Genomic DNA, 26,224 nt, shown 5'->3' on the forward strand with positions numbered 1-26,224 from the left:
AGCCATCCCGGGAGCCAGTTCCCCCAGCTCCGGGCTGCCCGGTGCTGCCGCGCGCGCGTGGGTCCGACGTTTGCTTACGGACAGCGCCCCCCACATCGGCTTGGAGTAATGCTCTTGCGCCCCGGGGTGGTGATCAATGCCCGATGTCGGCCAGTATCTAGGCAGTAACTAGGCGTATCTCGGTCAGGAGTGAGCCGAATGCCTTACATCGGTTAGCGTCGCTGTTGACTCGCCCGGTCAAACCCGTTTGGCTAGGGTCCGCAGCCGACGGGGGAGGAGTGGAGCGAGGTGGCAAGCGGAGAAGTCCCGCTCGTCGTGTGCGTGTCGACGGACGTTGCGGTGCGGGAACGGGTGGTTCGACGACTCGACGACTTCGGTACGGTCGTGATCTGTTCGGACCTGTCCGAGTTGCGGGCAATGTTGTTTCCGATGGTTGGCAACGCGACGGATTCCGAACCAGGGCCGGTGAGCCTCGGTGACCTGTCCGTCGACCCGGGCGGCCACCTGGTCACCTGGCGCGGCGAGCCACTGGCGCTGACCCGGCTGGAGCGGGAGCTACTGGCCCGGCTGGCCAGCGCGCCGCTCGGGGTGTGGACCTACGAGCGGCTGTTCGCGTCGGTCTGGGGCGGCGCCTATCTCGGCGACACCGCCATCCTGCACTCCGCGGTGAAGCGGCTGCGCCGCAAGCTGCGCGCCGTCGAGGGCGGGCCGCAGGTGCAGACCGTACGCGGCGTCGGCTACCGGCTCGCCCCTGGACACTGACCGGGGGGCCACCGTGCCACCATGTCGGGCGTGAGCATCGACGCCCCGACATCGGCCTGGCCCGGCCAGCCGGCCCCTCCGGCCCCGCCCCGGCGGCAGCGCTGGCTGCTCGCCGGCCTGGTGGGCTGGGGCGCGCTGCTGCTGGTGCTCACTCTCGTCTCGGTCTACGGCGACGAGCCGACCGTGAAAGAGCAGCGCACCATCGAGCAGGCCGAACCGGTGCTGGACCGGGCCCTCGGTGAACTCGTCGCGGCAGCCGGCCCGGACGTCGCCGTCGAGATCGCCGGACTACCGGTACGTGACGACTGCGAACTCACCGTCGTCCGGGACGGCGCGTCGCTGGACGCGGCGGTGGTCGTGCACGCCCCGGACGCGGACGTACCCGCACTGCTGGACCGGATCGCGGACCGGCTGCCGGCGGCGTACCGGGCCAGGGTCCGGCACAGTGCCGACGGCAGCACCCACGCGCTGCGCGCCGACGCGGGTGAGTTCGTGGCGATCGACGGCGGTCAGGCCGGGCCCGGGGTGGTCGAGCTGACCGTCGACACCGGCTGCCGACCGGTCTCCGGCGACCCGGAGGAGCGGGCCGTTCCGCCGCTGCCGCCGGCCGAGCCGGACCCGCTCCGGGTGCTCGGCGTACTCGGCGCGGCCGAGCCGACCCCGGTCGAGCTGGTCGCCGCGCGCTGCCCGGGGCAGGGCACCACCTGGACCGCACGCGCCACCGGCCGGGGCGTGCCGGCCGGTCTACCGAGCGCCGCGCTGCCCCGGCCGGCCGGCGCCGTCGTGGTTGCCGACACCCCCGAGCTGTACGCGTACCGCAGCGGCCCGGTGAGCGTGGTGGTCGAGAGCGGCGACGGCCGGATCCGGGTCGCGGTCAGCACCGGCTGTGCTCGGTAACGGCGCATTCCGTGTGGAGCGCAGGCAGGCGCTTCCCGTTTCGCGGTGGTACCAGGATGTCGTTTCGCGGGTGATACCAGGATGTCATCGTGATGACACCCTGGTATCACGCCCGAAGTGCATATACCTGCGCGGCCCGGTCAGCTCCCGGCGCCCCCGGGCCCTAATAGACCAGCGCCTGGGCGCCGTCCGCCATCGCCTCCTCGACGAAGACCGCCGCCCCGGCGATGCGTACCCCGGGCAGCACGTCGGACTCGCCGATTTCCCGGCGGGCGGCACACTGGGTGCAGACCGTGACCCGGCCGCTGCTCAGGATCACGTGCAGCAGCTCAGCCAGCGGCGCGGAGTGCGGCAGCTCGAACTCCTCGGCCCGGCCGGGCAGCGCGAACCAGCTCGACTCACCGGTCAGCCAGAGCGACACGTCGACGCCGGAGGCGACCGCGGTCGCGGCGACGGTGAACGCCTGGGCGCAGCGCTCAGGCGAATCCGAACCGGCGGTGGCCTTGACGACCAGGGTACGAGCCATGCCGCCAGCATAGGATCTACCCGTCATGGTTACCGAGATTGGGTTCGTCAGCCTGCTGGTCGCGGGTTTCGGCGCGCTCGCCGGTTACCTGGTCTACTTGGCCGTGAGAATTTCGAGAGGACGTTGGTGAGCGACAACCCCATCGAGCCGCCGCCCTGGCTGAACGCGCCGCCGGTCGACCCGTACCCGTACGAGGAGACGTACGACCTGCGCAAGGGGCCGGACCTGCACCCGGCGCTGCTCGGCCTGCTGCCGTACGTCGGGCTCTGGCGTGGGCGGGGGCGGGGCGGGTTCCCCAGCATCGAGGACTTCGACTACGCCCAGGAGATCCGGATCACCCACGACGGGCGGCCGTTCCTCTACTACGAGTCCCGGGCCTGGATCCTGGACGAGCAGAGCCGGCCGGTCCGGCCCGCCGGTCGCGAGGTCGGCTGGTGGCGGGCCGTACTCGACGCCGACGGCAGGGGCACCGACGAGCTGGAGGTCCTGCTCACCACCCCTACCGGGATCATGGAGCTGCACATCGGCAAGGTCACCGGCACCCGGGTGGAGATCGCCACCGACGCGGTGGTGCGCAGCGCGACCGCCAAGGAGGTCACCGCCGGGCACCGGCTCTTCGGCATCGTCGAGGGGGCCCTGCTCTACGCCCAGGAGATGGCCGCGGTCGGGCACCCGCTCTCCCCGCACCTCTCCGCCCGGCTGATCCGGGTCGGCGGCTGACGGCCACCGCTCAGCGCGGCGGGACGGGGAAGCCGAGCAGGTCGGCCAGTACGGCGGTGTGCGGCGAGGCGGCCAGCGGCACCCCGTCCAGCTCGCGGACCTCGGCGAGGCCGCGTACCGACGAGGTGAACCAGACCCCGTCGGCGGTGTGCAGCTCGGCGGGGGTGACCAGGCGGCGGGCCGCCGTCCAGCTCAGGTCGTCGGCCTGCCGGAGCAGCCAGTCGGCGGTCACCCCGGGCAGGACACCGGTCTGCTCCGCCGGCACGGTGCACAGCTCCTCGCCGGTCAGCCAGACCAGGTTGGCGGTCGGCCCCTCCAGGGCGTACCCCTCGGTCGAGGTCCAGAGCACGTCGTCCACGCCGTTGCCGGCGGCCCAGCGCCGGGCGGCCGCACTCAGCGCGTACGACAGGGTCTTGAGCCCGCCGAGCAGCCACGGCCGGCCGGCGCGGGCGTCGGTGGCGATCCCGAGCGGCAGGGTCGCCACCCGGACGCCGTCCCGCCGGGCCTGCCGGGACGCGGCCGGCACCCGGGAGAGGGTGGCGTAGACGGTCGGTCCGGTGCCGCCCTCCGGTCCCCGGGTGCAGACCAGCCGCAGCGCCCCCTCGGTCCCGATCGGCCAGCCGGCGCAGGCGGTGTCGAGCAGTTCGCGCAGCTCGCCGGTGCCGGGAAGCGGCAGCTCCAGCGCCGCCGCCGACCGGGCCAGCCGGGCCAGGTGCTCCCCGACCAGCCAGGGGCGGCCGGCCCGGACGTGCATCGTCTCGAAGAGCCCGTCACCCTGGAGTACGCCCCGGTCGTCGGCCCGGATCAGTGGCTCGTCAGCCGGCATCACGCCCCGGCCGAGTACGGCGACGACCGGCCGCTCGCTCGACATCCTGCCGAGGGTAGCGGCCGAGGGGTCGTACTCGCCGAGGCGCACTATGCTTTGTCGGTGTCGGAATCGTCACTTGCGGAAATGCTGCGTTCCCGCGGACTGCGGTTGACGGCGCAGCGGCAGCTGGTCCTCGAAGCCGTGCTGGAGCTCGGGCACGCCACCCCCGAGCAGGTGCACTCGGCGGTCCGCGAGGTCGCCGCCGGAGTGAACATCACCACGATCTACCGGACCCTGGAACTACTCGAACGCCTCGGACTTGTTACCCATACGCACCTGTCCCACGGGTCGCCGACGTACCACGCCGCGGGTGAGGACACCCACGTGCACCTGGTGTGCCGGATCTGCGGGGCGGTGGACGAGGTCGATCCGGAGGTCTTCGGGCCGCTCTGCGACAAGCTCGCGGCCGAACGGGGCTTCCAGGTCGACATCGGGCACGTGGCGCTCTTCGGCGTCTGCGGGCGGAGCGACTGCGAGGAGCGGCGGGAATGATCGACATTGCGGGTGCGGTGGCTGTGCAGGCGATCGACGAGCAGACCCGGGACCAGCCGGAGCCGGAGCACGCCGCCGCCGGGGTACGCCCGGTGGCCGCCCACTACGGCGACCCGATCCGCGAGCAGCGACTGCTCGCCACCGACGTCGGCCTGGTCGACCGGTCGCACCGGGGGGTGATCGCCGTCCCCGGGGTCGAACGGGCGAGCTGGCTGCACACCCTGACCAGCCAGCACCTCGCCTCGCTCGCCGCCGGGCAGGGCAGCGAGCTGCTGGTCCTCTCCCCGCACGGGCACGTCGAGCAGCACGCCATGGTCGCCGAGGACGGCGAGACCACCTGGCTGGACACCGAGCCGGGCGACACCGGCGGCCTGCTGAGCTATCTGGAGAAGATGCGCTTCTTCACCCCGGTCGACCCCCGGGACGTTACCGCCGACTGGGCACTGCTCTCACTGGTCGGGCCGCGCGCCACCGAGGCGGTCGGCCCGCTCGGCGTCACCGGGCTGGCCGAACCGGACCTGCTCGGGGTGCCGGGCCCGAAGTTCGCCGCCGGCTCCCTGCCACCCCGGCCGACCGTCGTGTACGACGTACGCACGCTGCCGGGCGGAGGCTGGGCCCGCCGGGTCCGGCTCGGGGTCGACCTGCTGGTGCCCCGGGGGAGCATGCCGGAGGTGGTCGGCACGCTGACCGCCGCCGGCACGCCGGTCGCCGGGCTGTGGGCGTACGAGGCGGTGCGGGTGGCGCAGCGGCTGCCCCGGGTCGGCTTCGAGACCGACCACCGGACGATCCCGGCCGAGGTGGGACTGGTGGCTCCGGCCGTACACCTGGACAAGGGCTGTTACCGGGGGCAGGAGACGGTGGCCCGGGTGCACAACCTCGGACGCCCGCCGCGCCGGCTGGCGCTGCTGCACCTCGACGGGGTGACCACCGACCAGCTTCCGGCGACCGGTGCACCGGTGACCGCCGACGGGCGCACGGTCGGCTTCGTCGGTACGGCGGTCCGGCACCACGAGCTGGGCCCGGTCGCGCTGGCGGTGCTGAAGCGCTCGGTACCGGAGGACGCGGCCCTGCTGGTCGAGGGCTCGGCCGCCGCGATCGACCCGGAGTGACCGGCCGCCGCCTCGGTTAGGATCCCGGCATGACGGGCACCTTGATCACGGTCGCGCCGACCGGGGCCGAGTCGGCGAAGGCGGAGGTCCCGGCGCTGCCGGTCACCCTCGACGAGCTGGTGGTCACCGCGAAGGAGTGCGAGGCGCTCGGCGCGGCGGTGATCCACGTGCACATCCGGGACGGCCAGGCCCGGCCCACCCTCGACCTGGGCCGGCTGCGGGAGACCGTGGCCGCGCTGCAGGAGAGCACCGACCTGATCGTGCAGCTCTCCACCGGTGGCGCGGTGACCGATCCGGAGGCGGACCGGCTGGCCGTGCTCGACGCCGCTCCGGAGATGGCCTCCTGCACCATGGGTACGGTCAACTTCGGTGACGACGTCTTCCTCAACCGCTGGCAGTTCGTCGTCGACCTGCACACCCGGATGCAGGACCGGGGCGTCGTGCCGGAGTACGAGATCTTCGACCTCGGCCACCTGGCCGCGCTGCGCCGGCTGCTCGACCGGTACGGCCTGCCGGCCGGCGGGCACGTGCACGTCGACTTCGTGATGGGGGTGCCCGGCGGGATGCCGGGCAGCACCGAGGCGCTGGTCGCCTGTGCCCAGGCGCTGCGGGACCTGCCGGACGGGACGACGTTCTCGGCGACCGGCATCGGCCGGAGCACCATCCCGGTGATGCTCGCCTCGGTCTCGGCCGGCGGGCACCTGCGGGTCGGCATGGAGGACACCATCACGTACGCCAAGGGGCGTCCGGTGGAGTCCAACATGCAACTGGTCGCCCGGGCGGTCGGGCTGGCCCAGCTCGCCCAGCGCCCGCCGCTGAGTCCGGCCCAGGCCCGGGAGCTGTTGGGACTCGCGGCACAGCGCTGAGGGGTGCCGGGGCACCGGGCCGGCCCGGTGGGTACCGTCCGCGACCATGGGCGAGATCTACGACGGCGGCGTACCGCTGGTGGAGGCGGTCCGGTCGGGCTTCGTGGAGTCCGTGCACCGGGGTTCCGTGGTGGTACTGGACACGGCCGGTTCGGTGCGGGCCGAGGCGGGTGACGTACGCGGACCGGTCTTCCCGAGGTCGTCCAACAAACCGCTCCAGGCGATCGGGATGCTCCGGGCCGGGCTGCCGCTGACCGGTGCCGACCTGGCGGTCGCCTGCGCCAGCCACCACGGCGAGGAGCTGCACGTCGAGCGGGTCGGTGCGCTGCTGCGGCGCGCCGGGCTGGACGAGTCGGCGCTGCGCTGCCCGCCGGACCTGCCGCTGTCGGAGTCGGCCCGGGTCGCCCTGCTGCGGGCCGGGGGTGGGCCGTCCCGGCTCCGGATGAACTGCTCCGGCAAGCACGTCGGGATGCTGCTCGCCTGCCGGGCCGCCGGCTTCCCGACGGCGGAGTACTGGCGTCCCGAGCACCCGCTCCAGCAGCGGATCACCGCCGCGATCGAGGAGTTCACCGGCGAGCCGGCGGCGGCGGTGGGGATCGACGGCTGCGGTGCACCGCTGCTCGCCGTCTCGCTGACCGGCCTCGCCCGGGCGTACCTGCGGCTGGTCTCGGCCGAGCCGGGCTCGGTGGCCCGGACCGTCGCGGACGCGATGCGGGCGTACCCGGAGATGGTCGCCGGCACCGGCGCCGAGGCGTACGACACCCGGCTGATGACCGGGATCCCCGGGCTGCTCGCCAAGAGCGGCGCGGAGGGCGTGGTCGCGGTGGCGGTGCCCGGGGTCGGCGCGGTGGCGGCCAAGATCGACGACGGTGCGTCGCGCGGCCGGATGCCGGTGCTGGTCTCGGCGTTGCGCCGGCTGTCGCTGGACGCCCCGATCCTCGACGAGCTGGCCGAGTTGCCGCTGTACGGCGGCGGCGAGGTCGTCGGCTCGGTACGCACCCGCTGGTGACCCGGCGCCGGCCGATGAGACGCCGCTAACTATTGCTAACTTTCGCAAGCATTTTGCTTGCAGGAGCAAGCGCCGCTCGCTACCGTCGAGACATGGCCAATCCGAAGGACCTTCCGCGGGACATCGGCGGGTTCATCCGCGACCTGCGCCGCAACGCGAAGATCTCGTTGCGGCAACTGGCCGAACAGGCCGGGGTGAGCAACCCCTACCTGAGTCAGATCGAGCGCGGGCTGCGCAAGCCGAGCGCCGAGGTGCTCCAGCAGTTGGCCAGCGCCCTGCGGGTCTCCACACCGGCGATGTACCTCCGGGCCGGGCTGCTCGACGACCGCGAGGGGCAGGGCGTGCTCGCCGCCATCGCGGCCGACCCGGACCTGACGATGCCGCAGAAGCAGTCGCTGAGCCAGATCTACGAGACCTTCCGCCGGGAGAACCTCCGGCACGCGGACGTACCGGCCGAGCCGGCCGCCACCGGCGTCCCGGTCGTCGCCGCCGACGAGGATCCGGCGGAGGCCGTCCTCGAATCGGTGGCGGTGACCGAGGCGGGCGCCGCCGCACCACCCGCCGCACCACCGACCGAATCCCGGCCCGGCACGGAGCCCACGCCGCCGGCCGCAGCCACGAAGAGGACCGCCCGGAAGGCGGTCAAGAAGGCCGCGCCGTCGACTCCGACGGTCGTCTCGGCCTCTGACGAGGAGGAAAAGTCATGACCCAGCCCCGAACCGCCCGGATCCCCGCCCCGCTCTACGCGGTGGCCGGTGCCGGCGATCTCGCATACCAGCAGTTGCGCCGGCTGCCCGCCGTGGTCAGCGGGCTCGGTGACGAGGCGACCCGCACCGAGCTGCGGTCCAAGGCCGTGACGACCACCGCCGAGCTGCGGGAGAAGGCGATCGCGACCACCGCCGAGCTGCGGGAGAAGGCCGTACTGACCCTGCGCAACGCCAACTCCGGCGCGGCGAACCTGCGCAACCGGGCCGCCAGCGGCGAGCTGGATCTGGACCGGCTGCGGGAGGCGACCATCCGCAACGCGGCGGTGGTGGTGGCCGGTGCCCAGGCCGCGCAGGAGCGGGCCGTCGCCGTCTACGGCGACCTCGTTGCCCGGGGCGAGCGGGTGGTCGGTTCCGGCGTGGTGCAGGCCGCCGACACGGTCAACGCGGACATGGCCGTCACCGAGACTCCGGCGGTGGCCGCCGCCGGACAGCCGGCGCTGAGCACCACCCCGGCCGAGGTCGTCGAGCAGGTCAAGGAGCCGGCCGCGGCGGCCGCGGCGACCGAGGCCGCCCCGGCGAAGGCCCCGGCGGTGAAGCGCCGCCCGGCCGCGAAGTCGACCCGCCCGGCGGCCAAGCGGACTCGCCCGGCGGCCGACAAGTAGGCGGCCGGCGACCGCCGAGCAACGGCCGGTGACCTCGGGTGGGTGCGCCAAGTGGCACGTACCCGGGGTCGCCGGCATAAGCTTTCCGCCATGGGCACAGCCGCGCCGCTCTTCTTCGACGACGTCGTCTTCATCATCAACCTGGTGCTGATCGTCTTCGCCCTCGTGATCCAGGGCGTCGCGCTCGTGCACTGCATCACCCAGCGCTCGGACGCCTTCCCGGCGATCGGCACCCTCCCCAAGGGAGCCTGGGTGGCCATCCTGGCCGTCTGCCTGGTGCTCACCCTGCTGCTCTACCGGCCGCTCAGCCTCTTCGCGCTGATCGGCATCGCGGCAGCGTTGATCTATCTTTTGGACGTCCGGGTCGGGTTGCGTGACCTGACCGACGGCAAAGGCTTCTGGTGAGGGATTTCCGCTGGCCACCGCCGCCCGACGGCGGGCCACGGACGTACGGCCCGGGGCCGACCGCGCCGCGCAGCGGTCGGCCGGCGCTGCCCGATCCGGAGACCGAGCTGGTCGCCACCCCGCACGGCGCACGGCTGGAGCGGCTGGTCACCGGCGACGGTGATCCGGTCACGGTCTTCGCACACGGACTCGGCACCGGCATCTCCACCACCCGACCGCTGGGCAGCGCGGTCAACGGACGCAAGATCTTTTTCCAGTTCCGAGGGCACGGCCGCTCGGAGGCTCCGGAGGGCGACTGGAGCTACGCCGACCTGGCCCGTGACCTGCGGGCGGTCGCCGATCTCGGCGGCGCCAGCCGGGCGCTTGGGATCAGCCTCGGCGCGGGCGCGCTCTGCCGGCTCCTCTGGGAGAGCCCGGCCCGCTTCGAGCGCGCGGTCTTCGTGCTGCCGGCCGTACTCGACGAACCGCGTCCGGAGGTGGCCCGGCGGCGGCTCACCGAACTGCTCACCGCAGTACGCAGCGGCGACGCCGCCGAGGTGGCCGAGGCGGTCGCCTACGAGGTGCCACCGGCGATCCGCAACACCCCGGCCGGCTGGGCCTACCTGCGGCAGCGGGTGGACCAGTTGACCCGGGACGGTCTCGCCTCCGGGCTGGCGAGTCTGGCCGGTCAGGTCGCCGTCCGGCAGCGCTCGGCACTGGCCGCGGTAACCGCCCGTACCCTGGTGATCGGCTGTGCCGGCGACGACCTGCATCCGGTCGCGGTCGCCGAGCAGCTCGCCGAGGCGCTGCCCGGGGCGACGCTGCACGTCTACGACAAGCCGGGCCTGCTCTGGACGCACCGCGCCGACCTGCGTGAACGGATCTCCGGCTTCCTCAACTGACCCGGGTTCGGCGGGCGGATCACCCGGACCGGCGGCGCAGCAGGTACCTGTCGACCAGGCTGTCGAGCTGCCCCGGTTGTGCGCCCGGCCGAGCGGCCACCGGTACCACCGGAACCCCGCCGGCCGGAGTAACGTGGCGAGCCATGGGCGTTTCCCAGCACGGCCGGACGCACCGGCTCGACCTCGCCGACCCGACCCTGCGGGAGTGGGAGTGCACGGTGCTCTCCGCCGATCCCGAGCAGGGGATCGTGCTGGACCGGTCGGCCTTCTACCCGGGCGGCGGCGGTCAGCCGCCGGACCACGGGGTGCTGCTCTGGCAGGGTGTGCAGACCCGGATCGTCGGCACCCGCAAGGGCGACGACCTCTATCTGATCCCCGCCGAGGGTGACCCGCTGCCGCCGGTCGGCACGGCGGTGACCGGCGCGGTGGAGGACGTGCGGCGCAGCCTGCTGATGCGTACCCACTCCGGGCTGCACGTGCTCTGCGGCGTGGTGTTCCGCGACTTCGGCGCCCTGGTGACCGGCGGCAACATGGAGCCGGGCGAGGCCCGGATGGACTTCAACCTGCCGGAGGTGCCGACCGACTTCAAGGCCCGGCTGGAGGACCTGGTCAACACCGAGGTCACTGCCGACCGGGCGGTGGCGGTCAAGGTGCTGCCCCGGGACGAGGCGCTGACCCTGCCGGACATCATCCGTACCCAGTCCAACCTGATTCCCGCCGACGAGCAGGAGATCCGGATCGTCGACATCGTCGGGCTGGACGTGCAGGCCGACGGCGGCACCCACGTCGCCTCGACCGCCCAGATCGGCAAGGTCCAGGTGGTCAAGGTGGAGAGCAAGGGCCGGGCCAACCGGCGGGTACGGGTCCGGCTGGTCAACTGACCCCGAGCCGGCGCGGTGCTGACGCCGTCTCGCTGACCAGCACGTCGACGGAGCGGGCGCGGTGGCCGCTCCCGTCAGCGGCCATGCTCGCCCTGTCCCCGGCCGGATCACCAGGCCGACCGGGGACTTCAGCGCACCACCGCTGCAACAGCGGCACGCAAGGCCGGGACGCCGACCCTCACCCCTCGCTCGTGCCACCGATGATCGGGGGTGGCTCTGGTGGTGGCTGCCGGTCCGGCCAGCAGATTGGGCACACGCACAGCTTCGTCACCACGCCGGGACCGTCACCGACAATCACCGACCCGGGACAGCCGTGTGGCGTCTCGCTCGGCGGCGCCGGAGGAACGCCGAGCCGGCACGGCATACACACCGTCGTCGTGTCGCTCACTGGATCCGCCGACGGAGCGTCTGCGCGACCTCCCGCAGCTCGGCCGGTGTCACCTCGCCGGGATGGGATGCGCGGGCCAGGATGTCCGCAGCCTGACCGGGTACCGGATCGCCGATCCGGGTGAGGTAGCCGACGGCCCACGTCAGGTACCGGCACTTCCCGTCGTCGTCACACTGCCGACAGCGGCGGCCGTCCTTGTGCATGTGGAGGAACCGGCGGGCGGTCAGATCCTCCAGCGTCGTCGACCAGCTATCGAACATGGATGTCACGGCGGGTTCCTCCTGCTCTTGCTCGGGGTGTGCCAGCGGCCCGTACTGCCGGTCGAGGGCGTCGACCAGCAGCCGAGCCAGCGACCCGGGCGGCAGTGTCCGCTTCAAGGCGTACGCCCGCCGGAGCACCCGGCGTACCTGCTCCGGGTCGGGGGTCACTGGTCGGCCATCGCGTCGATCACGGCACCGACCCGAACGTACGCCCGGCCGGTACTGCCGGTTCGCCGACTCGGCTCCGACCGGTACCGCCGGGAACTGGAGCAAGTCCGGTCCGGCGAACTGGGCACGTCGTTCACCGCCGACCAGCAGATCGGCTGGTCCGACTACCGGCTCGACAGGGAGTTCCGCGAGGTGCCGGCAGACCGGGCGACCGCCGAACTGTTCGACGTCGCCCCGGGCACGATGCTGCTGGAACGCCGGTTCGTGTTCCGCTCCCAGGGCGTACCGCAGCAGATGTCGACGTCCTGCCTCCTACTCGACATGGTGGTCGACACGCCGGTCGCCGACCCTGACCGGGAGCCGTGGCCGGGCGGGAACACCGCCCAGCTTCACAGCCTCGGCATCACGATCACCGGAGTACGGGAGCGGGTGCGTTCCCGAATGCCGGTCCGCGAAGAGACCGAGGCGTTGCGGATCCCCGGCGGCGTGCCGGTGGTGACAATTACTCGACAGACGTACGCGGGTGAGCAGGTCGTTGAGGTCGCCACCGACATCGTGATCCCGGCCGACCGGGTTGAACTGGATTACTGGATCGACCTGACCTGATCGTTTGCCCAGAACCCGTGGCCGGATTCCCGGAGGAAATCCTGACGCGGGTTGTCAGAATTCGTTGCCAGAGTCGGCGTCATGACAGCAGAACTGACTGGAAAGGTCGCGCTCGTCGCCGGGGCGACCCGGGGTGCCGGCCGGCAGATCGCGGTGCAGCTCGGCGCGGCCGGCGCCACCGTCTACGCCACCGGGCGGAGCACCCGGGAGAAACGCTCCGAGCTGGACCGGCCGGAGACCATCGAGGAGACCGCCGAACTGGTCACCGAGGCCGGCGGGGTCGGGATCGCGGTACAGGTCGACCATCTCGTCCCCGACCAGGTACGCGCGCTGGTGGAGCGGATCGACCGGGAACAGGGCAAGCTGGACGTACTCGTCAACGACGTCTGGGGAGCGGACCCGCTGATCGGCTGGCACAAGCCGATCTGGGAGCAGGACCTGGACGACGGCTTCCGTACGCTCCGGCTCGCCGTCGACACGCACATCATCACCAGCCACTTCGTGCTGCCGCTGCTGATCCGCAACCCCGGCGGCCTGGTGGTGGAGGTCGGCGACGGCACCAAGGAGTACAACGACGCGAACTACCGGCTGTCGGCCTTCTACGACCTGGCGAAGACCGCGGTGAACCGGCTCGGCTACCTCTGGGCGCACGAGCTGAAGGAACACGGTGCCACGGCGGTCGCGCTCACCCCGGGCTGGCTGCGTTCCGAGTTCATGCTCGACGAGTTCGGCGTCACCGAGGAGAACTGGCGGGACGCCATCGAGAAGCAGCCGCACTTCGTCATCTCGGAGAGCCCGGCGTACGTCGGCCGGGCGGTAGCCGCGCTCGCCGCCGACCCCGGCAAGGCCCGCTGGTCCGGGCAGTCCCTCTCCAGCGGCCAGCTCGCCAAGGTGTACGGCTTCACTGACCTCGATGGCAGCCAGCCGGACGCCTGGCGCTACATCATCGAGGTGGAGGCCACCGGCAAGCCCGCCGACGCCACCGGCTACCGCTGACCGTCCTCCCCCGGGGTCGGGTCCTCGGATCGGGCCGGTTTCCGGCGGTCGGCGTAGAGCTGGGCCAGCCGCCGTGCCGCCGAGCTGAGCCGGGCCCGTAGCTCCGGCGGCTCCAGCACCTCGACCTCCGGGCCGAGGCTGAGCAGTTGGCCGTACGCGACGTCGGGGGACTCGACGGGCAGCCGGGTGACCACCCAGCCCTGCGCGTCGGGTTCCCCGGCGTTCGCCTCCGCCTCCCGTACGGCGGGCGGCTCGGTGACGAACCGCAGGGCGTACCGCCCGGCGGGGCTGAGCCGGACCGTGATCTCGTCGCCCAGCATCTCCCGGACGAACCGCTCCGCCTGGCTGGCCCAGTAGCCGGCCAGCTCGAACTCCTCGTCCCGGTCGAACGTCTCCGCGCCGACGGTCACCCCGGTCATCCGGTCCACCCGGTAGGTGCGGTGTCCCGCGCCGACCCGGGCCACCAGATACCATCCACCGCCCTTGCACACCAGCCCGTACGGCTCGACGGACCGGGTCACCTCCCGGTCGCCACGCCGGTAGCGGAACTCGACCGTCCGGTCCTGCCACACCGCCTCGGCCAGCTCACTGAGCCAGACCGGCGGATCCGCCGCCCGGAACCACCCCGGTACGTCGAGGTGGAACCGCCGCTCCACCCGGGTGGACGCGTCTCGCAGTCCTCTCGGCAGCGCGGCCAGTACCTTCAACTGGGCGGCCGCCACCACGTCGGCGAGACCCATCTCGCCGGCCGGGCCGGGCAGCCCGGAGAGGAAGAGCGCGTCGGCCTCGGTCCGGCTCAGCCCGGTCAGCCGGGTCCGGTAGCCCCCGAGCAGCCGGTAACCGCCGGCCCGGCCCCGGTCGGCGTAGACCGGGATGCCGGCGGCGCTCAGCGCCAGTACGTCCCGGTAGATCGTCCGTTCCGAGACCTCCAGCTCCCGGGCCAGTTCGGCACCGGTCATCGACTCGCGGTTCTGCAGGAGCAGGACCAGGGAGATCAGCCGGGCGGCGCGCATGCGTCCCATCCTGCCCGGCGGGACCCGCATCTTCGCCGGGCGGCGGCGCCTCGCCGCCGTGCCGGCGGTGGCAGCGGCCGATAGGCTTTCCGGTCGTGCAGACCCCCACCCCCGCCGAGTCGCGTCCCCGCCGGGTCGGCCCGTTCCTCTCCGCGTTCGGTTCCGGCGTCGGGCTGCTGTTCCGGGGGCTCGCGGTCTACGGTCGCAGCCCGATGCTGGTGCTGCTCGGCATCGTGCCGGCGGTGATCTCCGGGGCGCTCTACCTGGCCGGCCTCGGCACGCTGATCTACTTCTCCGACGACCTCGCCTCGTGGATCACCCCGTTCGCCGACGACTGGTCGGACGGGCCGCGCCAGCTCCTCCGGCTGATCGCCGGGCTCGCCCTGCTCGGCCTGGGTGGCCTGCTCGGAGTGCTGATCTTCACCGCCGTCACGCTGGTGATCGGCGACCCGTTCTACGAGAAGATCTCCGAACGGGTGGAGGAGCGCTACGGCGGGGTGCCGGACGAGGTCGAGCTGTCCTGGTGGCGCTCGCTGCGACGCAGCATCGCCGACGCGGCGCGGCTGCTCGTCCGGTCGGTGCTGTTCGGGGTACCGCTCTTCGTCGCCGGGTTCGTGCCGCTCGTCGGGCAGTTCGTCGTACCCGTGGTCGCCGCGATGGTCGGCGGCTGGTTCCTCACCCTGGGCATGGTCGGGGTGCCGTTCCAGCGGCGCGGGCTCCGGCTGCCGGACCGGCAGCGGGCGCTGCGGGCGAACCGGCCACTGACCCTGGGCTTCGGCGTGGCGGTCTTCCTCTGCTTCCTGATCCCGCTCGGCGCGGTGCTGCTCACCCCGGCCGCGGTCGCCGGGGCGACCCTGCTGGCCCGCCGCACGCTCGGCCAGTCGATCGACAACCCTGACCGGCCCCGCGTGACCGCCTCCGGGGCGGCCTGATGCGGATCGACCTGGTCCAGGGCGACATCACCGCCCAGCGGGTGGAGGTGATCGTCAACGCCGCCAACTCGTCGCTGCTCGGCGGCGGCGGAGTGGACGGCGCGATCCACCGCCGGGGCGGCCCGGCGATCCTCGCCGAGTGCCGGGCCCTGCGGGCCGCCCGGTACGGGCGCGGCCTGCCCACCGGGCAGGCGGTGTCGACCACCGCCGGTAACCTGCCGGCCCGCTGGGTGGTGCACACCGTCGGGCCGGTCTGGTCCGCCGCCGAGGACCGGTCGGCACTGCTGAGGGACTGCTACGCCAACAGCCTGGGCGTCGCCGACGGCCTGGGCGCGGCCTCGGTGGCCTTCCCGCTGATCTCGTCCGGGGTCTACCGGTGGCCGGTCGAGGACGCGGTCCGGCAGGCGTTGACCGTACTGACCGTCGCCCGGCCGGCCAGCGTCACCACCGCCCGCCTGGTGCTCTTCGACGCCGGCACCGCGGAGATTGCCCAGCGGGTACGCCACGAGTTCGACTGACCGTAGCCGGTGCGGGGTCAGGCGGAGGCGCGCAGTACGAGTTCGGTGGGGAGCAGGACGGTCGGCTCGACCCGTTCACCGGCGGCGAGCCGGAGCAACTGGCGGGTCATGGTCCGGCCGAGATCCTGGATCGGCTGCCGTACGGTGCTCAGCGGCGGGTCGGTGTAGCCAGCCAGCTCGATGTCGTCGAAGCCGATCACCGCCACGTCCTCCGGCACCCGGCGACCCGCCTCGCGCAGCGTACGGAGCGCGCCGTGTGCCATCAGGTCGGAGGCGACGAAGACCGCGTCCAGGCTTGGTTCCTCGGCCAGGAGCTGCCGCATCGCGACCGCACCGGACTCCCGGGTGAAGTCCCCGAACGCCTCCACCGGCCGGTGTCCGGCGTCCCGGAGTTCGGCCCGGTACCCGGCCAGCCGGTCGATCCCGGCCACCATGTCCTGCGGGCCGGCGATGGTGGCGATCCGCTGCCGGCCGGACCTGAGCAGGTGCCGGACCGCACCGCGTACCCCGGCGACGTGGTCCACGTCGACGTACGGCACCGGGACGGGGGGCTGGCCGAGCGGGCGTCCGCTGCACACCACCGGCAGCCCCGCCTGGGCGAGCGCGCCGGGCAGCGGGTCGGCGCCGTGCAGGGAGGCGAAGAGTACGCCGTCCACGTGCCCGCCCATCGCGTAGCGCTCGACCCGCTCGTGGCTGGCCGCCGACTCGGCCAGGGTCAGCACGAGCTGCTTGCCGGCCGCCTCCAGCTCCCGGCTGACCCCGAGGATGATGCCGGGGAACACCTGGTCGTCGGAGAAGACCCGGGTGGACGCCTCCGGCAGGATCAACGCCACCGAGTCGGTCTGCTGGGTGACCAGGCTGCGCGCCGCGAGGTTGGGCACGTAGCCCAACTCGCGCACCGCCCGCCGGACCGCCTGTTGGATCGGCTCGGCGACCGTGGTCGAGCCGTTCACCACCCGGGACACGGTGGCCCGGGACACCCCGGCCCGTTGAGCCACCGCCTCCAGCGTGGGCCGCGCGCGGGTCACCGCCATCTCCGCTCCTCAGCTCAGCCGCCGGGAAAATGGTTCCACGCGCGCCTGAAGGTCAACAACCCCGTCGGCGGGCGCCGGGTCCTCGGCCACGGCACGCGTGGCCCGGGACCGGTTCCGGTCAGCCGATGCGCAGCCCCTGCAGCAGCCCGGCGTCGCCCGCCACGTCCAGGGCGTCGAAGCCGAGCCGGCCCCAGAGAGCCAGCAGCAGGTCGCTGGCCGTACCCGAAATCTGTGCCCGGGCGTGGTGGTCGTCGCTGTCCAGGATCGTGTCGGTGTCCAGCAGGGCCACGCCCGCACCGCGCAGCCGCAGGTACCACTCCTGGCCGGCGTCGGTCGCGACCAGGTGGACCACGCCGTGGAACGGCTGGTCGGAGGCGCGCCGGCCGGCCGGTAGGTGGGTGTCGAGCACCTCACCGACCCCGTCCGCCGCGAGCTTGGCCTCGATTGGCTCCCCGGCGGCGACCGCCATCTGGGCGTCCCAGCGGTGCACCGCGGTCTCCTGCGCCATCCGGCGGTGCCAGAACCCGGCCTTCTTCGGCTGGGGCGCGTAGTTCCAGGCCGGCGCCTCCGGGTCGACCCGGTCCAGCACGGCCATGAGCTGGTCGAACTCCTGTCGCCACCACTCCACGGCCGCCGGCCCGGTCGGCAGGCCGTCCGGGACCGTGAGCGGGGCGGCGCGCTCGGTGGTGCCCCGGTTCAGGATGCCCCGGGCGCGGGCGTAGACGGACCCGAGGTGGTGTACCAGATCGGTCATGGTCCACTCGGGACAGGACGGCACCCGGATGTCGAGCGGCGCTTCGGCGACGGTGGCGCCGAAGGTCGGCCCCTCGGCGCGGAGTGCCCCGATCCAGAAGTCCTTGGTGCCGTGCAGTCTGGTCATGACGTTCCTCCCGTGCACCGGGCCGCCACCGGCCGGGCTGTCTCTCAGCCTAGGGTGAATGGTGTGCCAGACGTTAACGCCCGCCCGATAACTGCCGCCGACTCCGCCGATCCCACACCATTGGCCGGTTATACGACCCTGCGGCTCGGCGGCGCGCCGCGGCGACTCGTCACCGCCACCCGAACGGATGAAATCCCCGGGAAACTCCGCGAGGCCGAGTTGCGGGAGGAGTCGATCCTGGTGCTGGCCGGCGGCAGCAACGTGGTGGTCGCCGACGAGGGCTTCCCCGGCACGGTGCTGCTGGTCCGGTCGCGGGGCTTCGAGGTGGTCGCCGAGGACGAGGCGGCGGTGACCATCAGGGTGGCGGCCGGCGAGCCGTGGGACGACCTGGTCGCGGCCACCGTCGAGGCCGGCTGGTCGGGGGTGGAGTGCCTCTCCGGCATCCCCGGTTCGGCCGGCGCCACCCCGATCCAGAACGTCGGGGCGTACGGGCAGGAGGTCGCGGAGACGGTCACCGGGGTCGAGACGTACGACCGGCTGACCGGCGAGGTGACCCGGATGAGCGCGGCCGAGTGCGCCTTCGGGTACCGGTCCAGCGTCTTCAAGTACAACGACCGGTGGACGGTGCTCACCGTCGACTTCCGGCTGCTCCGCTCGACGCTCTCGGCTCCGGTGCGCTACGCCGAGCTGGCCCGGGCGCTCGGGGTGCAGGTCGGCGACCGGGTGCCCCTGGGCGACGCCCGGGCGGCCGTACGCGCGCTGCGCGCCGGCAAGGGCATGGTGCTGGACCCGGTCGACCCGGACACCCGCTCGGTCGGGTCGTTCTTCACCAACCCGGTGCTGGACGCCGGGGCGTACCAGGCGCTGCGGGAGCGGGCCGCCGGGCTCGGCGATCCGCCGTCCTGGCCGGGCACGGACGGCACGGTGAAGGTCAGCGCCGCCTGGCTGATCGACAAGGCCGGTTATCCGAAGGGCTACCAGGGGCCGGGCGGGGTGGCCATCTCCTCCAAGCACACCCTGGCGCTGACCAACCGGGACGGCGGCTCGACCGGGGCGCTGCTGGCGCTGGCCCGGGAGATCCGCGACGGGGTGCACGACCGGTTCGGGGCCACCCTGCATCCGGAGCCGGTACTGGTCAACTGCGCCCTCTGAGGCCGTACCGGACCTTCCGCCTTCGCTGGTGCTCGAATCCAACGGAACGCCGTCGCGGTTCCTTGCGCCGCAAGGTACCATGTTCCGCATGGTTGTCATCGACGCCCGCCGCCAGTAGATGGCGGCGGCCAAGCCCGAAGCGCTGCCCGGCCAGCTCCGCCGCGGAACGCTGGAGTACTGCGTACTCGCGCTGCTCCGGCCCGGCGAGCGCTACGCCCTCGACCTCGTCCGCGAGTTGGGCGCGGTCGACGGCATGGTGACCAGCGAGGGCACCATCTACCCCCTGTTGTCGCGGCTGCGCCGGGACGGTCTGGTGGAGACCGCCTGGCACGAGTCGTCGAGTGGGCCGCCCCGCCGCTACTACCGGCTCACCGCCGCCGGGCGGGACCGGCTCGACCAGTTCGTCGGTGAGTGGATCCGGTTCCGCGACGCGGTGGATTCCCTCGTCATCCCCGAGGAGACCAAATGAAGCCGACCACCCCCGACGCGCTCGTCCGGCGATACCTGCGTCAGTTGCGCGCCGAACTGGCCCCGCTGCCGGCCGACCGCCGGCAGGAGGTGCTCGACCAGATCGGCGAGCACATCGCCGTACGCCGGTCGGAGCCGGACGGCCAGGCCCTGGTTGAGGTACGCGCGATGCTCGACCGGCTCGGTGATCCGGCGACCCTCGGTGCGGACGCCCGGGAGCGGTTCGGGGTGCGGCCCCGGCGCCGCGGCCCGGTGGAGACGCTGGTGCTGGTCTGCGCCGTGGCCGGCCCGTTCCTGGTGCTGGTCCCGGCCGTGCTGCTGCCGTTCGGGTCGGTCCGGCCCTGGCACGTCGTCCCGGTAGCCGTCGCGGCGCTGCTCTGGCTCTCCCGGCTCTGGCGGGTCCGGGACAAGGTCGTCGGCACCGCCCTGCTGCTCGGCTGCGCGGCCGTCTTCGTCCTGCTCGACCTGCTCGGCTTCCAGGACACCGGCCTGGGCTCGCTGGCCCTGCTGCTGGTGGCGCTCTTCGTGCCCTTCGGCGCCGCCACCTGCTACCTGGCGATCCGGATGTACCGACTCGGCGCCGCTGTGCCGCCCAATCTCGGCACCCGGTAGCCGCGCGGCCGGGCTCGGCACGCAGTAGCCGAGTTGCACGGGAGGCGCGGGGCGCACCGGGGCGGCCCGCGTTACCGAGGCTCTCTCACCGGGGAGTCCCCGGGTGGTGCCACCGCCGGCCACGCCACGGTGACCTCGCCGAGCCGCCACCGCGCCGGCCGGTCCAGTACGGGCCAGCCGGCCGCCCGGACCGCCTCGACCGTACGCCGCCAGCGCTGCCGGGGCCCGAACGTGGCGTACGGGGCGGCGTCCCGCCAGCCCTCCTCCAGCGCCCGGATCAGCGCGTGGACTCCGGTGCCCGGCACGTTGTGGTGGATCAGCGTCTTGGGCAGCCGCTCGGCCAGCGTGGCCGGACTGTCCAGCGTGGAGAGCCGGGCGGCCAGGGTCAGCGACCGGGGGCCGGTGGCGTCGACGAGCAGCCAGCAGGCCAGCCGGCCCAGCTCGTCGCAGGTCCCCTCGACCAGTACCCCGCCCGGTTGCAGCGCCCCGGTCATCGTCCGCCAGGCCGGTGCCACCTCCGGCTCGGCGTACTGCCGCAGCACGTTGAACGCCCGGACCAGCACCGGGCGCAGCCCGGCCAGCTCGAAGCCGCCCCGGCCGAAGACCAGCCACGGCGGGTCGGCAGCGGGCGCGGCGGCGGCCACCCGTACCGGATCGATCTCCAGCCCGACCACCCGGACGTCCGGCCGGACGGCGGCGGCCAGCCGGGCCCGCAGCTCGACCACGGTGACCGGGCTGGCGCCGTAACCGAGGTCCACCACCAGCGGATCGTGGGCATCCCGGAGCAGGTCGCCGCAGGTCGCCGCGATCCAGTTGTCCACCCGGCGCAGCCGGTTGGGGGTGGTGGTCCCCCGGGTCACCGCGCCGACCGGGCGGACTGCCCCGCCGCGACCGGCACCGGCCGGCGGCACGCCGTCGATCCGCCTGATCCGTGACCCCACCGGCCCCCGCCGAGCGGATGGACCGGGAACACCGGCTCCCGGCTCACCGGCGGCGCCCGGTCGCGGCGGCACCCGGCTCACTGCCCGGTGTCGGTCCCGACCCGGTGCACCTTGTGCTGGGCCGCCTGGGCCAGCGGACGGACCACCAGCCGGTCCACGTTGACGTGGTGCGGACGGGTGGCGCACCAGGCGATGCAGTCGGCCACGTCGTCGGCGACCAGCGGCTCGGCGACCCCGGCGTAGACCGCCGCCGCCCGGCCGGCGTCGCCGTCGAAGCGGACCAGCCCGAACTCCTCGGTCCGGACCATGCCGGGGTCGATCTCGATCACCCGGACCGGCCGTCCACAGAGCTCCAACCGCAGCGTCTCGGCCAGCGCGGTCTGGGCGTGCTTCGCCGCCGCGTAGCCGCCGCCGCCCTCGTAGACGATCAGGCCGGCGGTCGAGCTGAGCACCACCACCGTGCCGGCGCCGGAGGATTCCAGCGCGGGCAGCAGCGCCTGGGTGACCCGGAGCGTGCCGAGCACGTTCACGTCGTACATCCACTGCCAGTCGGCGACCGAGCCCAACTCGACCGGATCCAGGCCGCGCGCGCCACCGGCGTTGTTGACCAGTAGGGTGACCGGCCCGCCCAGCTTTCCGGCGGCAGCGGCCAGCTCCGCCACCGACTCGTCCGAGGTGACGTCGCAGGGCTGTGCGGTGGCCGAACCGCCGGCCCGGCGGATCTCCTCGACCAGGGCGTCCAGCCGGTCGGCCCGGCGGGCGGCGGCGAGCACGGAGAATCCCTCGGCGGCCAGCCGGCGGGCCGTGGCGGCGCCGATTCCGCTGGACGCCCCGGTGACGATCGCGACAGGGGTCATCGGGACATTCTGGCCCAAGCCGTCCCGATGCCATGGACCTGGGCCCGAATGAGGTCGGTCACCTCCTCGGGTGCCCGGACGATTGGCCCTCGCCCGATCGGGAAGATGGCACGCAACACGGTGGTTGCTCTGTGAGGTGACCCGGTCGTGCGGGACGGCGCAACACGTTGACAGAAGGAGCGGACGTGGCGGAACTGCACACCGGGGTGGCCCGGCAACGAGGTACCCAGCCGTGGCCGACGCCACGACGCATCGCGACCCTCTCCGTACACACCTCGCCGCTGCACCAACCTGGCACCGGTGACGCGGGTGGGATGAACGTCTACATCGTCGAGGTCTCCCGGCGGCTGGCCGAGGCCGGCGTCGAGGTCGAGATCTTCACCCGGGCCACCTCCAGCGACCTGCCGCCGGTGGTCGAGATGGCCCCCGGAGTGACGGTCCGGCACGTCACCTCCGGCCCGTTCGAGGGACTGGCCAAGGAGGAGTTGCCCGGCCAGCTCTGCGCGTTCACCGCCGGCGTACTGCGGGCCGAGGCGGCCCGCCCGCCCGGCTTCTACGACCTCATCCACTCGCACTACTGGCTCTCCGGGCAGGTGGGCTGGCTGGCCAAGGAGCGCTGGGGGGTGCCGCTGGTGCACACCGCGCACACCCTGGCCAAGGTGAAGAACGCCCGGCTCGCCGAGGGCGACCGGCCCGAGCCGAAGGCGCGGGTGATCGGCGAGGAGCAGGTGGTGGCCGAGGCCGACCGGCTGGTCGCGAACACCACGGTCGAGGCCCGGGACCTGATCTCCCGGTACGACGCGGACCCGGAACGGGTCAAGGTGGTCCGCCCCGGCGTCGACCTGGACCGCTTCACGCCGTCCCCGCCCGGTCTCGAGGACGCCGCCCGGCTCGCCGCGCGGCGCCGGTTGGGGCTGCCCGAGCGGGGCACCATCGTCGCCTTCGTCGGCCGGATCCAGCCGCTGAAGGCGCCGGACGTGCTGCTGCACGCGCTCGCCGAGCTGTCGAGCTGGCAGCCCGGGATCGCCGGGACGGTCACCGTGGTGATCGCGGGCGGGCCGAGCGGTACCGGGCTGGACCGGCCGACCGCGCTGATCGAACTCGCCGCCAAGCTCGGCGTCGGCGACGCGGTGCGGTTCCTGTCGCCGCAGACCGGCGACGACCTGCCGGCGCTCTACCGGGCCGCCGACCTGGTGGCGGTGCCCTCGCACAACGAGTCGTTCGGCCTGGTCGCCCTGGAGGCACAGGCCTGCGGCACCCCGGTGGTCGCCGCCGCGGTGGGTGGTCTGGTCACCGCCGTGCGGGACGGCAGCAGCGGCGTACTCGTCGACGGGCACCATCCGCGCGACTGGGCCCGGGTGCTCGGCAGCCTGCTGGCCGCGCCGGTGCGCCGGGCCGAGCTGTCCCGGGGTGCGGTCGAGCACGCCCGCGCCTTCTCCTGGGCCCGTACCGCCAGCGGGCTGCTCGCGGTCTACCGTGAGGCGGTGGCGGAGTACCGTGACCGGCTCGCCTCCGAGCTGGCGGACGGCACGGCGACGCTTCCGCTGGCGACCTGCTGAGGCGCGTGCCACGGCCCCGGACGGGAAGGTGGACGGGAAATGGAGTCTCGGGCGGAGATCGGTCGGCTGATCGAGGCGGTCTGTGCCGACCGGGAGCTGGCCTGCGAGCCGACCGGCGAGTACTCGTACGCGGTCACCCTGCCGGGCACGCACAAGCTCAAGACGGTCTGCAACCTGATCGTCGGGGAGCACTCGCTGCGGATCGAGGCGTTCGTGATGCGCCAACCGGACGAACGGCGCGAGGAGCTCTTCACCTGGCTGTTGCAGCGCAACGCCCGGATGTACGGGGTGGCGTTCTCCGTCGACGCGGTCGGTGATGTCTACCTGACCGGCCGGGTGGGCCTGGCCGGGGTGACCGAGGAGGAACTGGACCGGCTCTTCGGCTCCGTGCTGACGTACGCGGACGAGTCGTTCGACACCATGCTGGAGATCGGGTTCGGTACGGCGATCCGCCGGGAGTGGGAGTGGCGGGTCAGCCGGGGCGAGTCGTTGGCGAACCTGCGAGCGTTCGCGCACCTCTTCGAACGTTCGGCGACGGAAAACTCGGGTTTGGACCGCCCCTGACGGGTATGCCCGGGCGGCGGCACCAGGATGTGGCGATGGCCGCGCCGCCTGCCGAGACAGACTGTCAGAGGGAGCGTGAGGATCTCATGGCTCAGCGGAACAGTTCCGGTCGCGGCGCAACCGCGACCGCGACGAAGCGCCGATCCAGCAGCAGCACGGGCGACATCAACGAGCGCAAGATCAGCCTGATGAAGGTCGACGACATCCGGGGGCAGCTCAGAAAACGCGGCATTTCAGGCATATCCGCGCTGCGCAAGATGGACCTGGTGAAGAGCCTGGTACGGACGTTGAAAGCCGAGAGCCGGGGCGGGACGGGCCGGAAGGCCACGACGGCGCCGAGCAAGCGGACGAGCGCGAAGAAGGCGCCGGCCAAGCGGGCCGCCGCGAAGAAGGCGCCGTCCCGTACGGTCGCGGCAAAGAAGGCACCGGCCCGCAAGGCCAGCACCGCCCGGGTGACCGGGAAGAAGGCCCCGGCCCGGAAGACCACCGCGAAGAAGGCCCCGGCCGGAAAGACGACTGCGAAGAAGGCCCCGGCCAAGCGGGCCACCGCGAAGAAGGCGCCCGCCCGCAAGGCCCCCGCGAAGAAGGCACCGGCCCGCAAGACGGTGTCCGCCGCCCGGAAGGCACCGGCCCGCAAGGCCGTGACCTCCGCCCGGACGACGAGCGCCGCCCAGCGGACCGGTACCGCGCCGGCCCGGAAGGCGACCGGGGCCCGGGCAACCGGCCCGGGTAAGGCGACCGGGGCCCGGAAGGGTACGGCCGCCGGGAAGAGCACCGCCGCCCGCAAGACGACCGGAGCGCGGAAGTCGACCGCCGCGCCGGCCCGGAAGGCGGGCGGGGCCCGAAAGGCCGCCTCGAACGGCGGTGGTCAGTCGAAGTCGCTGAAGTACGCCCAGCCGATCTCCTCACCGCAGGACACCCCGGAGCGCCCGGGGCGGAGCCTGGTGACCCGGGACCACGACGTGATCCGGCGCTGGGCCGAGGGCCGGAACGCCCAACCGGCGACGATCGAGGGCACCGAACGCGAGGGTCGGCTCGGCGTACTGACGTTTGACTTCCCCGGTTGGCGGGAAGGCGGACGACTGAAGCCGGTTAGCTGGGACGAGTGGTTCCACACCTTCGACCTACGCCAACTGAATTTCATTTACCAGGAGCAGCTTTCCGACGGTCGGCAGAGCAACTTCTTCCGTACCGAATCACCGATGCGCGAGGACGGCTGAATTCCGGGTAGCTGGAGCGGGAATACCCCGGGCCACCTGAGGCGTTGCATCACGAGGCGCCGGATATCGATCGCCCTTGGGTGTGATGGGCGAGACAGAGTTACCCGCTTGTGTCGGTCATCCGGCGACAACTAACGTTATTGCACGCGCCACGCTCGGAAGCGTTCGGGGGAACGGCAGATCGCGCAGATCTGTGCACCGGGCACTGGCGCTGGGGGACGGGTGGCAGTGAAGCCGTTGGGGGACGGCGCCGCCACCTGTAACCGGCGGTGTGTGCGGGCGACGTTTACGGGGGTGAACGTCGCCCGCCGCCGCCGGTCCATCCCGGCGGGCGTGCCGGCGGGCCGAGCCGCTCCGCACCTCCTTGACGGCGAACCCTCCCGGCCACACGCGATCCAGCCGGCAGCGAATGCCTCCCCGACGGCGAACCCGGCCGCACGCGATCCAGCCGGCAGCGAAATCCCTTCCCGCTACCGCGTCGTCGCGGCCTCGACCGAGAAGACCTCTCCGTTGGCCGGTACGCCGATTCCCCGCCAGGTGAACGGAATTCCCCGGGCGACGTCCGGATCCGGATTGTCCATCAATTGGAAGTGGACATGTGGTTCGGAGGAGTTGCCGGAATTCCCGCACTCCGCCACCGCCTGACCGGTTCGGACCCGGTCTCCCGGCCGGACGAGCAGCGAACCCCGGCGCAGGTGCGCGTACGCGGCGTACCGGCCGTCGCCGAGGTCCAGGATCAGGTGGTTGCCGAGGATCTGGCCGGGGCCGACGATCTCCCGGACCAGCCCCTCGAAGACCAGGTAGAGCAGGGCCGGGTACGAGTTGCGGCTGAGGTGGTCGCGGTTGCGGTCGACGGCCCGGACGACGGTGCCGTCGGCGACCGCCAGCAACGGTGCCCCGAAGGCCGGGAAGTCCCGGTTGCGCCGGGCCGGCGGCCACCAGCCGAAGCCCGGGCGCGGCCGGTCCACCGGCTCCGCGACCAGGTCGATCGCGTACGCCTGGCCGTAGGCGCGTACGCCGTGGCTGGGTACCTTGCTGGCCGGGCTGTTCAGCGCCGACCAGCGGCCGAGGACCGGTGGATCGACCTCGATCGGCGGTCCGGCGTCCGGTCCCCTGGCGAGCATCCGACCCAGCACCACTCGTAGGGCGATGGCGAGGACGATCGCCAGCCAGCCCCACAGCGACGTGAAGTCGACGAAGAAGCCGGCCACCAGGATCGCCAGGAACCCGAGCCAGCAGCAGCGGTGCAGGATCATCAATGCCTTGAGCAT

The 26,224-nt window shown here is 73.0% G+C and carries 33 protein-coding genes; 23 read left to right on the top strand and 10 right to left on the bottom strand.

What is annotated here, in order from left to right; translation table 11 throughout:
- The first annotated feature begins 288 nt into the window (after nt 1-288).
- Nucleotides 289-762 (top strand): winged helix-turn-helix domain-containing protein, encoded by a 474-nt coding sequence (locus tag R6Y94_RS33095; protein ID WP_318400060.1) that lies wholly within the window; start codon nt 289-291, stop codon nt 760-762.
- Nucleotides 763-792: 30 nt separating this feature from the next.
- A complete protein-coding gene (locus tag R6Y94_RS33100) occupies nt 793-1,659 on the top strand; it encodes a hypothetical protein (RefSeq protein ID WP_318400061.1) in 867 nt (288 codons plus the stop codon).
- 163 nt (nt 1,660-1,822) lie between these two features.
- Here the strand turns inward: R6Y94_RS33100 and R6Y94_RS33105 are convergent, their stop codons facing one another.
- A complete protein-coding gene (locus R6Y94_RS33105) occupies nt 1,823-2,185 on the bottom strand; it encodes a DsrE family protein (RefSeq protein ID WP_318400063.1) in 363 nt (120 codons plus the stop codon).
- 25 nt (nt 2,186-2,210) lie between these two features.
- On the opposite strand from R6Y94_RS33105, the gene mtfM reads away from it, so the two are divergent.
- Both mtfM and R6Y94_RS33115 read left to right on the top strand, forming a co-directional pair.
- Nucleotides 2,211-2,315 (top strand): small membrane protein MtfM, encoded by a 105-nt coding sequence (gene mtfM, locus R6Y94_RS33110; protein ID WP_278065698.1) that lies wholly within the window; start codon nt 2,211-2,213, stop codon nt 2,313-2,315.
- On the top strand, nt 2,309-2,905 hold the full coding sequence (locus R6Y94_RS33115; protein WP_318400065.1) for an FABP family protein: 597 nt from the start codon (nt 2,309-2,311) through the stop codon (nt 2,903-2,905). Before mtfM ends, R6Y94_RS33115 begins: the two co-directional genes overlap by 7 nt.
- Nucleotides 2,906-2,915: 10 nt before the next feature.
- On the opposite strand, the gene R6Y94_RS33120 is transcribed toward R6Y94_RS33115, so the two are convergent.
- Nucleotides 2,916-3,776 (bottom strand): aminotransferase class IV, encoded by an 861-nt coding sequence (locus R6Y94_RS33120; protein ID WP_318400066.1) that lies wholly within the window; start codon nt 3,774-3,776, stop codon nt 2,916-2,918.
- A 57-nt stretch (nt 3,777-3,833) separates the two neighbouring features.
- Between R6Y94_RS33120 and R6Y94_RS33125 the strand changes: the two genes are divergently transcribed.
- From R6Y94_RS33125 to R6Y94_RS33160, 8 genes are all read left to right on the top strand, one after another.
- Nucleotides 3,834-4,265 carry a Fur family transcriptional regulator gene (locus R6Y94_RS33125; protein ID WP_318400068.1) on the top strand — a complete coding sequence of 144 codons (432 nt, stop codon included), beginning with the start codon at nt 3,834-3,836 and terminating at the stop codon, nt 4,263-4,265.
- Entirely contained in the window at nt 4,262-5,374 is a 1,113-nt protein-coding gene (locus R6Y94_RS33130) for a folate-binding protein (RefSeq protein WP_318400070.1), read from the top strand. Before R6Y94_RS33125 ends, R6Y94_RS33130 begins: the two co-directional genes overlap by 4 nt.
- Nucleotides 5,375-5,403: 29 nt before the next feature.
- Nucleotides 5,404-6,240, top strand: a complete 837-nt coding sequence (locus R6Y94_RS33135) for a 3-keto-5-aminohexanoate cleavage protein (RefSeq protein WP_318400072.1) — start codon at nt 5,404-5,406, stop codon at nt 6,238-6,240.
- 46 nt (nt 6,241-6,286) lie between these two features.
- On the top strand, nt 6,287-7,249 hold the full coding sequence (locus R6Y94_RS33140) for an asparaginase (protein ID WP_318400074.1): 963 nt from the start codon (nt 6,287-6,289) through the stop codon (nt 7,247-7,249).
- 92 nt (nt 7,250-7,341) lie between these two features.
- Nucleotides 7,342-7,956 carry a helix-turn-helix transcriptional regulator gene (locus R6Y94_RS33145; RefSeq protein WP_318400076.1) on the top strand — a complete coding sequence of 205 codons (615 nt, stop codon included), beginning with the start codon at nt 7,342-7,344 and terminating at the stop codon, nt 7,954-7,956.
- Nucleotides 7,953-8,618, top strand: coding sequence for a hypothetical protein (locus tag R6Y94_RS33150; protein ID WP_318400078.1), 666 nt, complete (start codon nt 7,953-7,955; stop codon nt 8,616-8,618). The genes R6Y94_RS33145 and R6Y94_RS33150 overlap by 4 nt, the downstream gene beginning before the upstream one ends.
- A gap of 90 nt (nt 8,619-8,708) precedes the next feature.
- Nucleotides 8,709-9,023, top strand: coding sequence for a DUF2516 family protein (locus tag R6Y94_RS33155; RefSeq protein ID WP_107257588.1), 315 nt, complete (start codon nt 8,709-8,711; stop codon nt 9,021-9,023).
- The gene (locus R6Y94_RS33160; protein WP_318400080.1) at nt 9,020-9,904 is read left to right on the top strand and encodes an alpha/beta hydrolase; all 885 of its coding nucleotides are present in this window, start codon (nt 9,020-9,022) and stop codon (nt 9,902-9,904) included. The genes R6Y94_RS33155 and R6Y94_RS33160 overlap by 4 nt, the downstream gene beginning before the upstream one ends.
- A 19-nt stretch (nt 9,905-9,923) precedes the next feature.
- Here R6Y94_RS33160 and R6Y94_RS33165 read toward each other — a convergent pair whose 3' ends face one another.
- Nucleotides 9,924-10,049, bottom strand: coding sequence for a hypothetical protein (locus R6Y94_RS33165; RefSeq protein WP_318400081.1), 126 nt, complete (start codon nt 10,047-10,049; stop codon nt 9,924-9,926).
- On the opposite strand from R6Y94_RS33165, the gene R6Y94_RS33170 reads away from it, so the two are divergent.
- Nucleotides 10,048-10,785, top strand: coding sequence for an alanyl-tRNA editing protein (locus tag R6Y94_RS33170; protein ID WP_318400083.1), 738 nt, complete (start codon nt 10,048-10,050; stop codon nt 10,783-10,785). The genes R6Y94_RS33165 and R6Y94_RS33170 overlap by 2 nt on opposite strands.
- A gap of 384 nt (nt 10,786-11,169) precedes the next feature.
- On the opposite strand, the gene R6Y94_RS33175 is transcribed toward R6Y94_RS33170, so the two are convergent.
- Nucleotides 11,170-11,442, bottom strand: coding sequence for a hypothetical protein (locus R6Y94_RS33175; protein ID WP_318400085.1), 273 nt, complete (start codon nt 11,440-11,442; stop codon nt 11,170-11,172).
- Nucleotides 11,443-11,469: 27 nt separating this feature from the next.
- Between R6Y94_RS33175 and R6Y94_RS33180 the strand changes: the two genes are divergently transcribed.
- On the top strand, nt 11,470-12,207 hold the full coding sequence (locus R6Y94_RS33180) for a UTRA domain-containing protein (RefSeq protein ID WP_318400087.1): 738 nt from the start codon (nt 11,470-11,472) through the stop codon (nt 12,205-12,207).
- Nucleotides 12,208-12,288: 81 nt separating this feature from the next.
- Entirely contained in the window at nt 12,289-13,203 is a 915-nt protein-coding gene (locus R6Y94_RS33185) for an SDR family oxidoreductase (RefSeq protein ID WP_318400089.1), read from the top strand.
- Here R6Y94_RS33185 and R6Y94_RS33190 read toward each other — a convergent pair.
- Nucleotides 13,194-14,216 (bottom strand): YafY family protein, encoded by a 1,023-nt coding sequence (locus R6Y94_RS33190; protein WP_318400091.1) that lies wholly within the window; start codon nt 14,214-14,216, stop codon nt 13,194-13,196. The genes R6Y94_RS33185 and R6Y94_RS33190 overlap by 10 nt on opposite strands.
- Nucleotides 14,217-14,311: 95 nt before the next feature.
- Between R6Y94_RS33190 and R6Y94_RS33195 the strand changes: the two genes are divergently transcribed.
- Nucleotides 14,312-15,148: an EI24 domain-containing protein gene (locus R6Y94_RS33195; RefSeq protein WP_412102935.1), complete on the top strand. Its 837-nt coding sequence runs from the start codon at nt 14,312-14,314 to the stop codon at nt 15,146-15,148.
- Entirely contained in the window at nt 15,148-15,666 is a 519-nt protein-coding gene (locus R6Y94_RS33200) for an O-acetyl-ADP-ribose deacetylase (RefSeq protein ID WP_318400093.1), read from the top strand. Before R6Y94_RS33195 ends, R6Y94_RS33200 begins: the two co-directional genes overlap by 1 nt.
- Nucleotides 15,667-15,683: 17 nt before the next feature.
- Here the strand turns inward: R6Y94_RS33200 and R6Y94_RS33205 are convergent, their stop codons facing one another.
- Both R6Y94_RS33205 and R6Y94_RS33210 read right to left on the bottom strand, forming a co-directional pair.
- The gene (locus R6Y94_RS33205) at nt 15,684-16,700 is read right to left on the bottom strand and encodes a LacI family DNA-binding transcriptional regulator (protein ID WP_318400095.1); all 1,017 of its coding nucleotides are present in this window, start codon (nt 16,698-16,700) and stop codon (nt 15,684-15,686) included.
- A 118-nt stretch (nt 16,701-16,818) separates the two neighbouring features.
- Nucleotides 16,819-17,580: a maleylpyruvate isomerase family mycothiol-dependent enzyme gene (locus R6Y94_RS33210; RefSeq protein WP_318400097.1), complete on the bottom strand. Its 762-nt coding sequence runs from the start codon at nt 17,578-17,580 to the stop codon at nt 16,819-16,821.
- Nucleotides 17,581-17,643: 63 nt separating this feature from the next.
- Between R6Y94_RS33210 and R6Y94_RS33215 the strand changes: the two genes are divergently transcribed.
- The 3 genes from R6Y94_RS33215 to R6Y94_RS33225 all read left to right on the top strand — a co-directional run bounded on the left by R6Y94_RS33215 (nt 17,644) and on the right by R6Y94_RS33225 (nt 19,812).
- Nucleotides 17,644-18,732 (top strand): UDP-N-acetylmuramate dehydrogenase, encoded by a 1,089-nt coding sequence (locus tag R6Y94_RS33215; protein ID WP_318400098.1) that lies wholly within the window; start codon nt 17,644-17,646, stop codon nt 18,730-18,732.
- A 118-nt stretch (nt 18,733-18,850) separates the two neighbouring features.
- Nucleotides 18,851-19,201 carry a PadR family transcriptional regulator gene (locus tag R6Y94_RS33220; RefSeq protein ID WP_318400099.1) on the top strand — a complete coding sequence of 117 codons (351 nt, stop codon included), beginning with the start codon at nt 18,851-18,853 and terminating at the stop codon, nt 19,199-19,201.
- Nucleotides 19,198-19,812, top strand: coding sequence for an HAAS signaling domain-containing protein (locus R6Y94_RS33225; protein ID WP_318400100.1), 615 nt, complete (start codon nt 19,198-19,200; stop codon nt 19,810-19,812). The genes R6Y94_RS33220 and R6Y94_RS33225 overlap by 4 nt, the downstream gene beginning before the upstream one ends.
- Before the next feature lie 71 nt (nt 19,813-19,883).
- Here R6Y94_RS33225 and R6Y94_RS33230 read toward each other — a convergent pair whose 3' ends face one another.
- Both R6Y94_RS33230 and R6Y94_RS33235 read right to left on the bottom strand, forming a co-directional pair.
- Complete coding sequence (locus tag R6Y94_RS33230) at nt 19,884-20,723, bottom strand: class I SAM-dependent methyltransferase (RefSeq protein WP_318400336.1); 840 nt, start codon at nt 20,721-20,723, stop codon at nt 19,884-19,886.
- A gap of 107 nt (nt 20,724-20,830) precedes the next feature.
- Nucleotides 20,831-21,610: an SDR family oxidoreductase gene (locus R6Y94_RS33235; RefSeq protein WP_318400102.1), complete on the bottom strand. Its 780-nt coding sequence runs from the start codon at nt 21,608-21,610 to the stop codon at nt 20,831-20,833.
- Nucleotides 21,611-21,795: 185 nt separating this feature from the next.
- On the opposite strand from R6Y94_RS33235, the gene mshA reads away from it, so the two are divergent.
- The 3 genes from mshA (at nt 21,796) to R6Y94_RS45395 (ending at nt 24,953) form a co-directional block, all read left to right on the top strand.
- Nucleotides 21,796-23,169, top strand: coding sequence for a D-inositol-3-phosphate glycosyltransferase (gene mshA / locus R6Y94_RS33240; protein WP_318400104.1), 1,374 nt, complete (start codon nt 21,796-21,798; stop codon nt 23,167-23,169).
- A gap of 39 nt (nt 23,170-23,208) precedes the next feature.
- Nucleotides 23,209-23,733 carry a YbjN domain-containing protein gene (locus R6Y94_RS33245; RefSeq protein ID WP_318400105.1) on the top strand — a complete coding sequence of 175 codons (525 nt, stop codon included), beginning with the start codon at nt 23,209-23,211 and terminating at the stop codon, nt 23,731-23,733.
- 86 nt (nt 23,734-23,819) lie between these two features.
- Nucleotides 23,820-24,953 carry a hypothetical protein gene (locus R6Y94_RS45395; protein ID WP_412102936.1) on the top strand — a complete coding sequence of 378 codons (1,134 nt, stop codon included), beginning with the start codon at nt 23,820-23,822 and terminating at the stop codon, nt 24,951-24,953.
- A gap of 470 nt (nt 24,954-25,423) precedes the next feature.
- Here the strand turns inward: R6Y94_RS45395 and R6Y94_RS33260 are convergent, their stop codons facing one another.
- Complete coding sequence (locus R6Y94_RS33260) at nt 25,424-26,224, bottom strand: M23 family metallopeptidase (protein ID WP_318400107.1); 801 nt, start codon at nt 26,222-26,224, stop codon at nt 25,424-25,426.

Origin of the sequence: Plantactinospora sp. KLBMP9567 (assembly GCF_033446045.1) — a bacterium.
Lineage (GTDB): Bacteria > Actinomycetota > Actinomycetes > Mycobacteriales > Micromonosporaceae > Plantactinospora.

Coding starts and splice junctions, on each gene's coding strand:
- R6Y94_RS33120 (WP_318400066.1), bottom strand. CDS start 3,776: ATGTCGAGCGAGCGGCCGGTCGTCGCCGTACTCGGCCGGGGCGTGATG.
- R6Y94_RS33165 (WP_318400081.1), bottom strand. CDS start 10,049: ATGGCTCGCCACGTTACTCCGGCCGGCGGGGTTCCGGTGGTACCGGTG.
- R6Y94_RS33220 (WP_318400099.1), top strand. CDS start 18,851: ATGGCGGCGGCCAAGCCCGAAGCGCTGCCCGGCCAGCTCCGCCGCGGA.
- R6Y94_RS33260 (WP_318400107.1), bottom strand. CDS start 26,224: ATGCTCAAGGCATTGATGATCCTGCACCGCTGCTGCTGGCTCGGGTTC.
- R6Y94_RS33140 (WP_318400074.1), top strand. CDS start 6,287: ATGGGCGAGATCTACGACGGCGGCGTACCGCTGGTGGAGGCGGTCCGG.
- R6Y94_RS33105 (WP_318400063.1), bottom strand. CDS start 2,185: ATGGCTCGTACCCTGGTCGTCAAGGCCACCGCCGGTTCGGATTCGCCT.
- R6Y94_RS33150 (WP_318400078.1), top strand. CDS start 7,953: ATGACCCAGCCCCGAACCGCCCGGATCCCCGCCCCGCTCTACGCGGTG.
- R6Y94_RS33135 (WP_318400072.1), top strand. CDS start 5,404: ATGACGGGCACCTTGATCACGGTCGCGCCGACCGGGGCCGAGTCGGCG.
- R6Y94_RS33170 (WP_318400083.1), top strand. CDS start 10,048: ATGGGCGTTTCCCAGCACGGCCGGACGCACCGGCTCGACCTCGCCGAC.
- R6Y94_RS33200 (WP_318400093.1), top strand. CDS start 15,148: ATGCGGATCGACCTGGTCCAGGGCGACATCACCGCCCAGCGGGTGGAG.
- R6Y94_RS33190 (WP_318400091.1), bottom strand. CDS start 14,216: ATGCGCGCCGCCCGGCTGATCTCCCTGGTCCTGCTCCTGCAGAACCGC.
- R6Y94_RS33130 (WP_318400070.1), top strand. CDS start 4,262: ATGATCGACATTGCGGGTGCGGTGGCTGTGCAGGCGATCGACGAGCAG.
- R6Y94_RS33210 (WP_318400097.1), bottom strand. CDS start 17,580: ATGACCAGACTGCACGGCACCAAGGACTTCTGGATCGGGGCACTCCGC.
- R6Y94_RS33155 (WP_107257588.1), top strand. CDS start 8,709: ATGGGCACAGCCGCGCCGCTCTTCTTCGACGACGTCGTCTTCATCATC.
- R6Y94_RS33245 (WP_318400105.1), top strand. CDS start 23,209: ATGGAGTCTCGGGCGGAGATCGGTCGGCTGATCGAGGCGGTCTGTGCC.
- R6Y94_RS33145 (WP_318400076.1), top strand. CDS start 7,342: ATGGCCAATCCGAAGGACCTTCCGCGGGACATCGGCGGGTTCATCCGC.
- R6Y94_RS33225 (WP_318400100.1), top strand. CDS start 19,198: ATGAAGCCGACCACCCCCGACGCGCTCGTCCGGCGATACCTGCGTCAG.
- R6Y94_RS33205 (WP_318400095.1), bottom strand. CDS start 16,700: ATGGCGGTGACCCGCGCGCGGCCCACGCTGGAGGCGGTGGCTCAACGG.
- R6Y94_RS45395 (WP_412102936.1), top strand. CDS start 23,820: ATGGCTCAGCGGAACAGTTCCGGTCGCGGCGCAACCGCGACCGCGACG.
- R6Y94_RS33235 (WP_318400102.1), bottom strand. CDS start 21,610: ATGACCCCTGTCGCGATCGTCACCGGGGCGTCCAGCGGAATCGGCGCC.
- mtfM (WP_278065698.1), top strand. CDS start 2,211: ATGGTTACCGAGATTGGGTTCGTCAGCCTGCTGGTCGCGGGTTTCGGC.
- R6Y94_RS33185 (WP_318400089.1), top strand. CDS start 12,289: ATGACAGCAGAACTGACTGGAAAGGTCGCGCTCGTCGCCGGGGCGACC.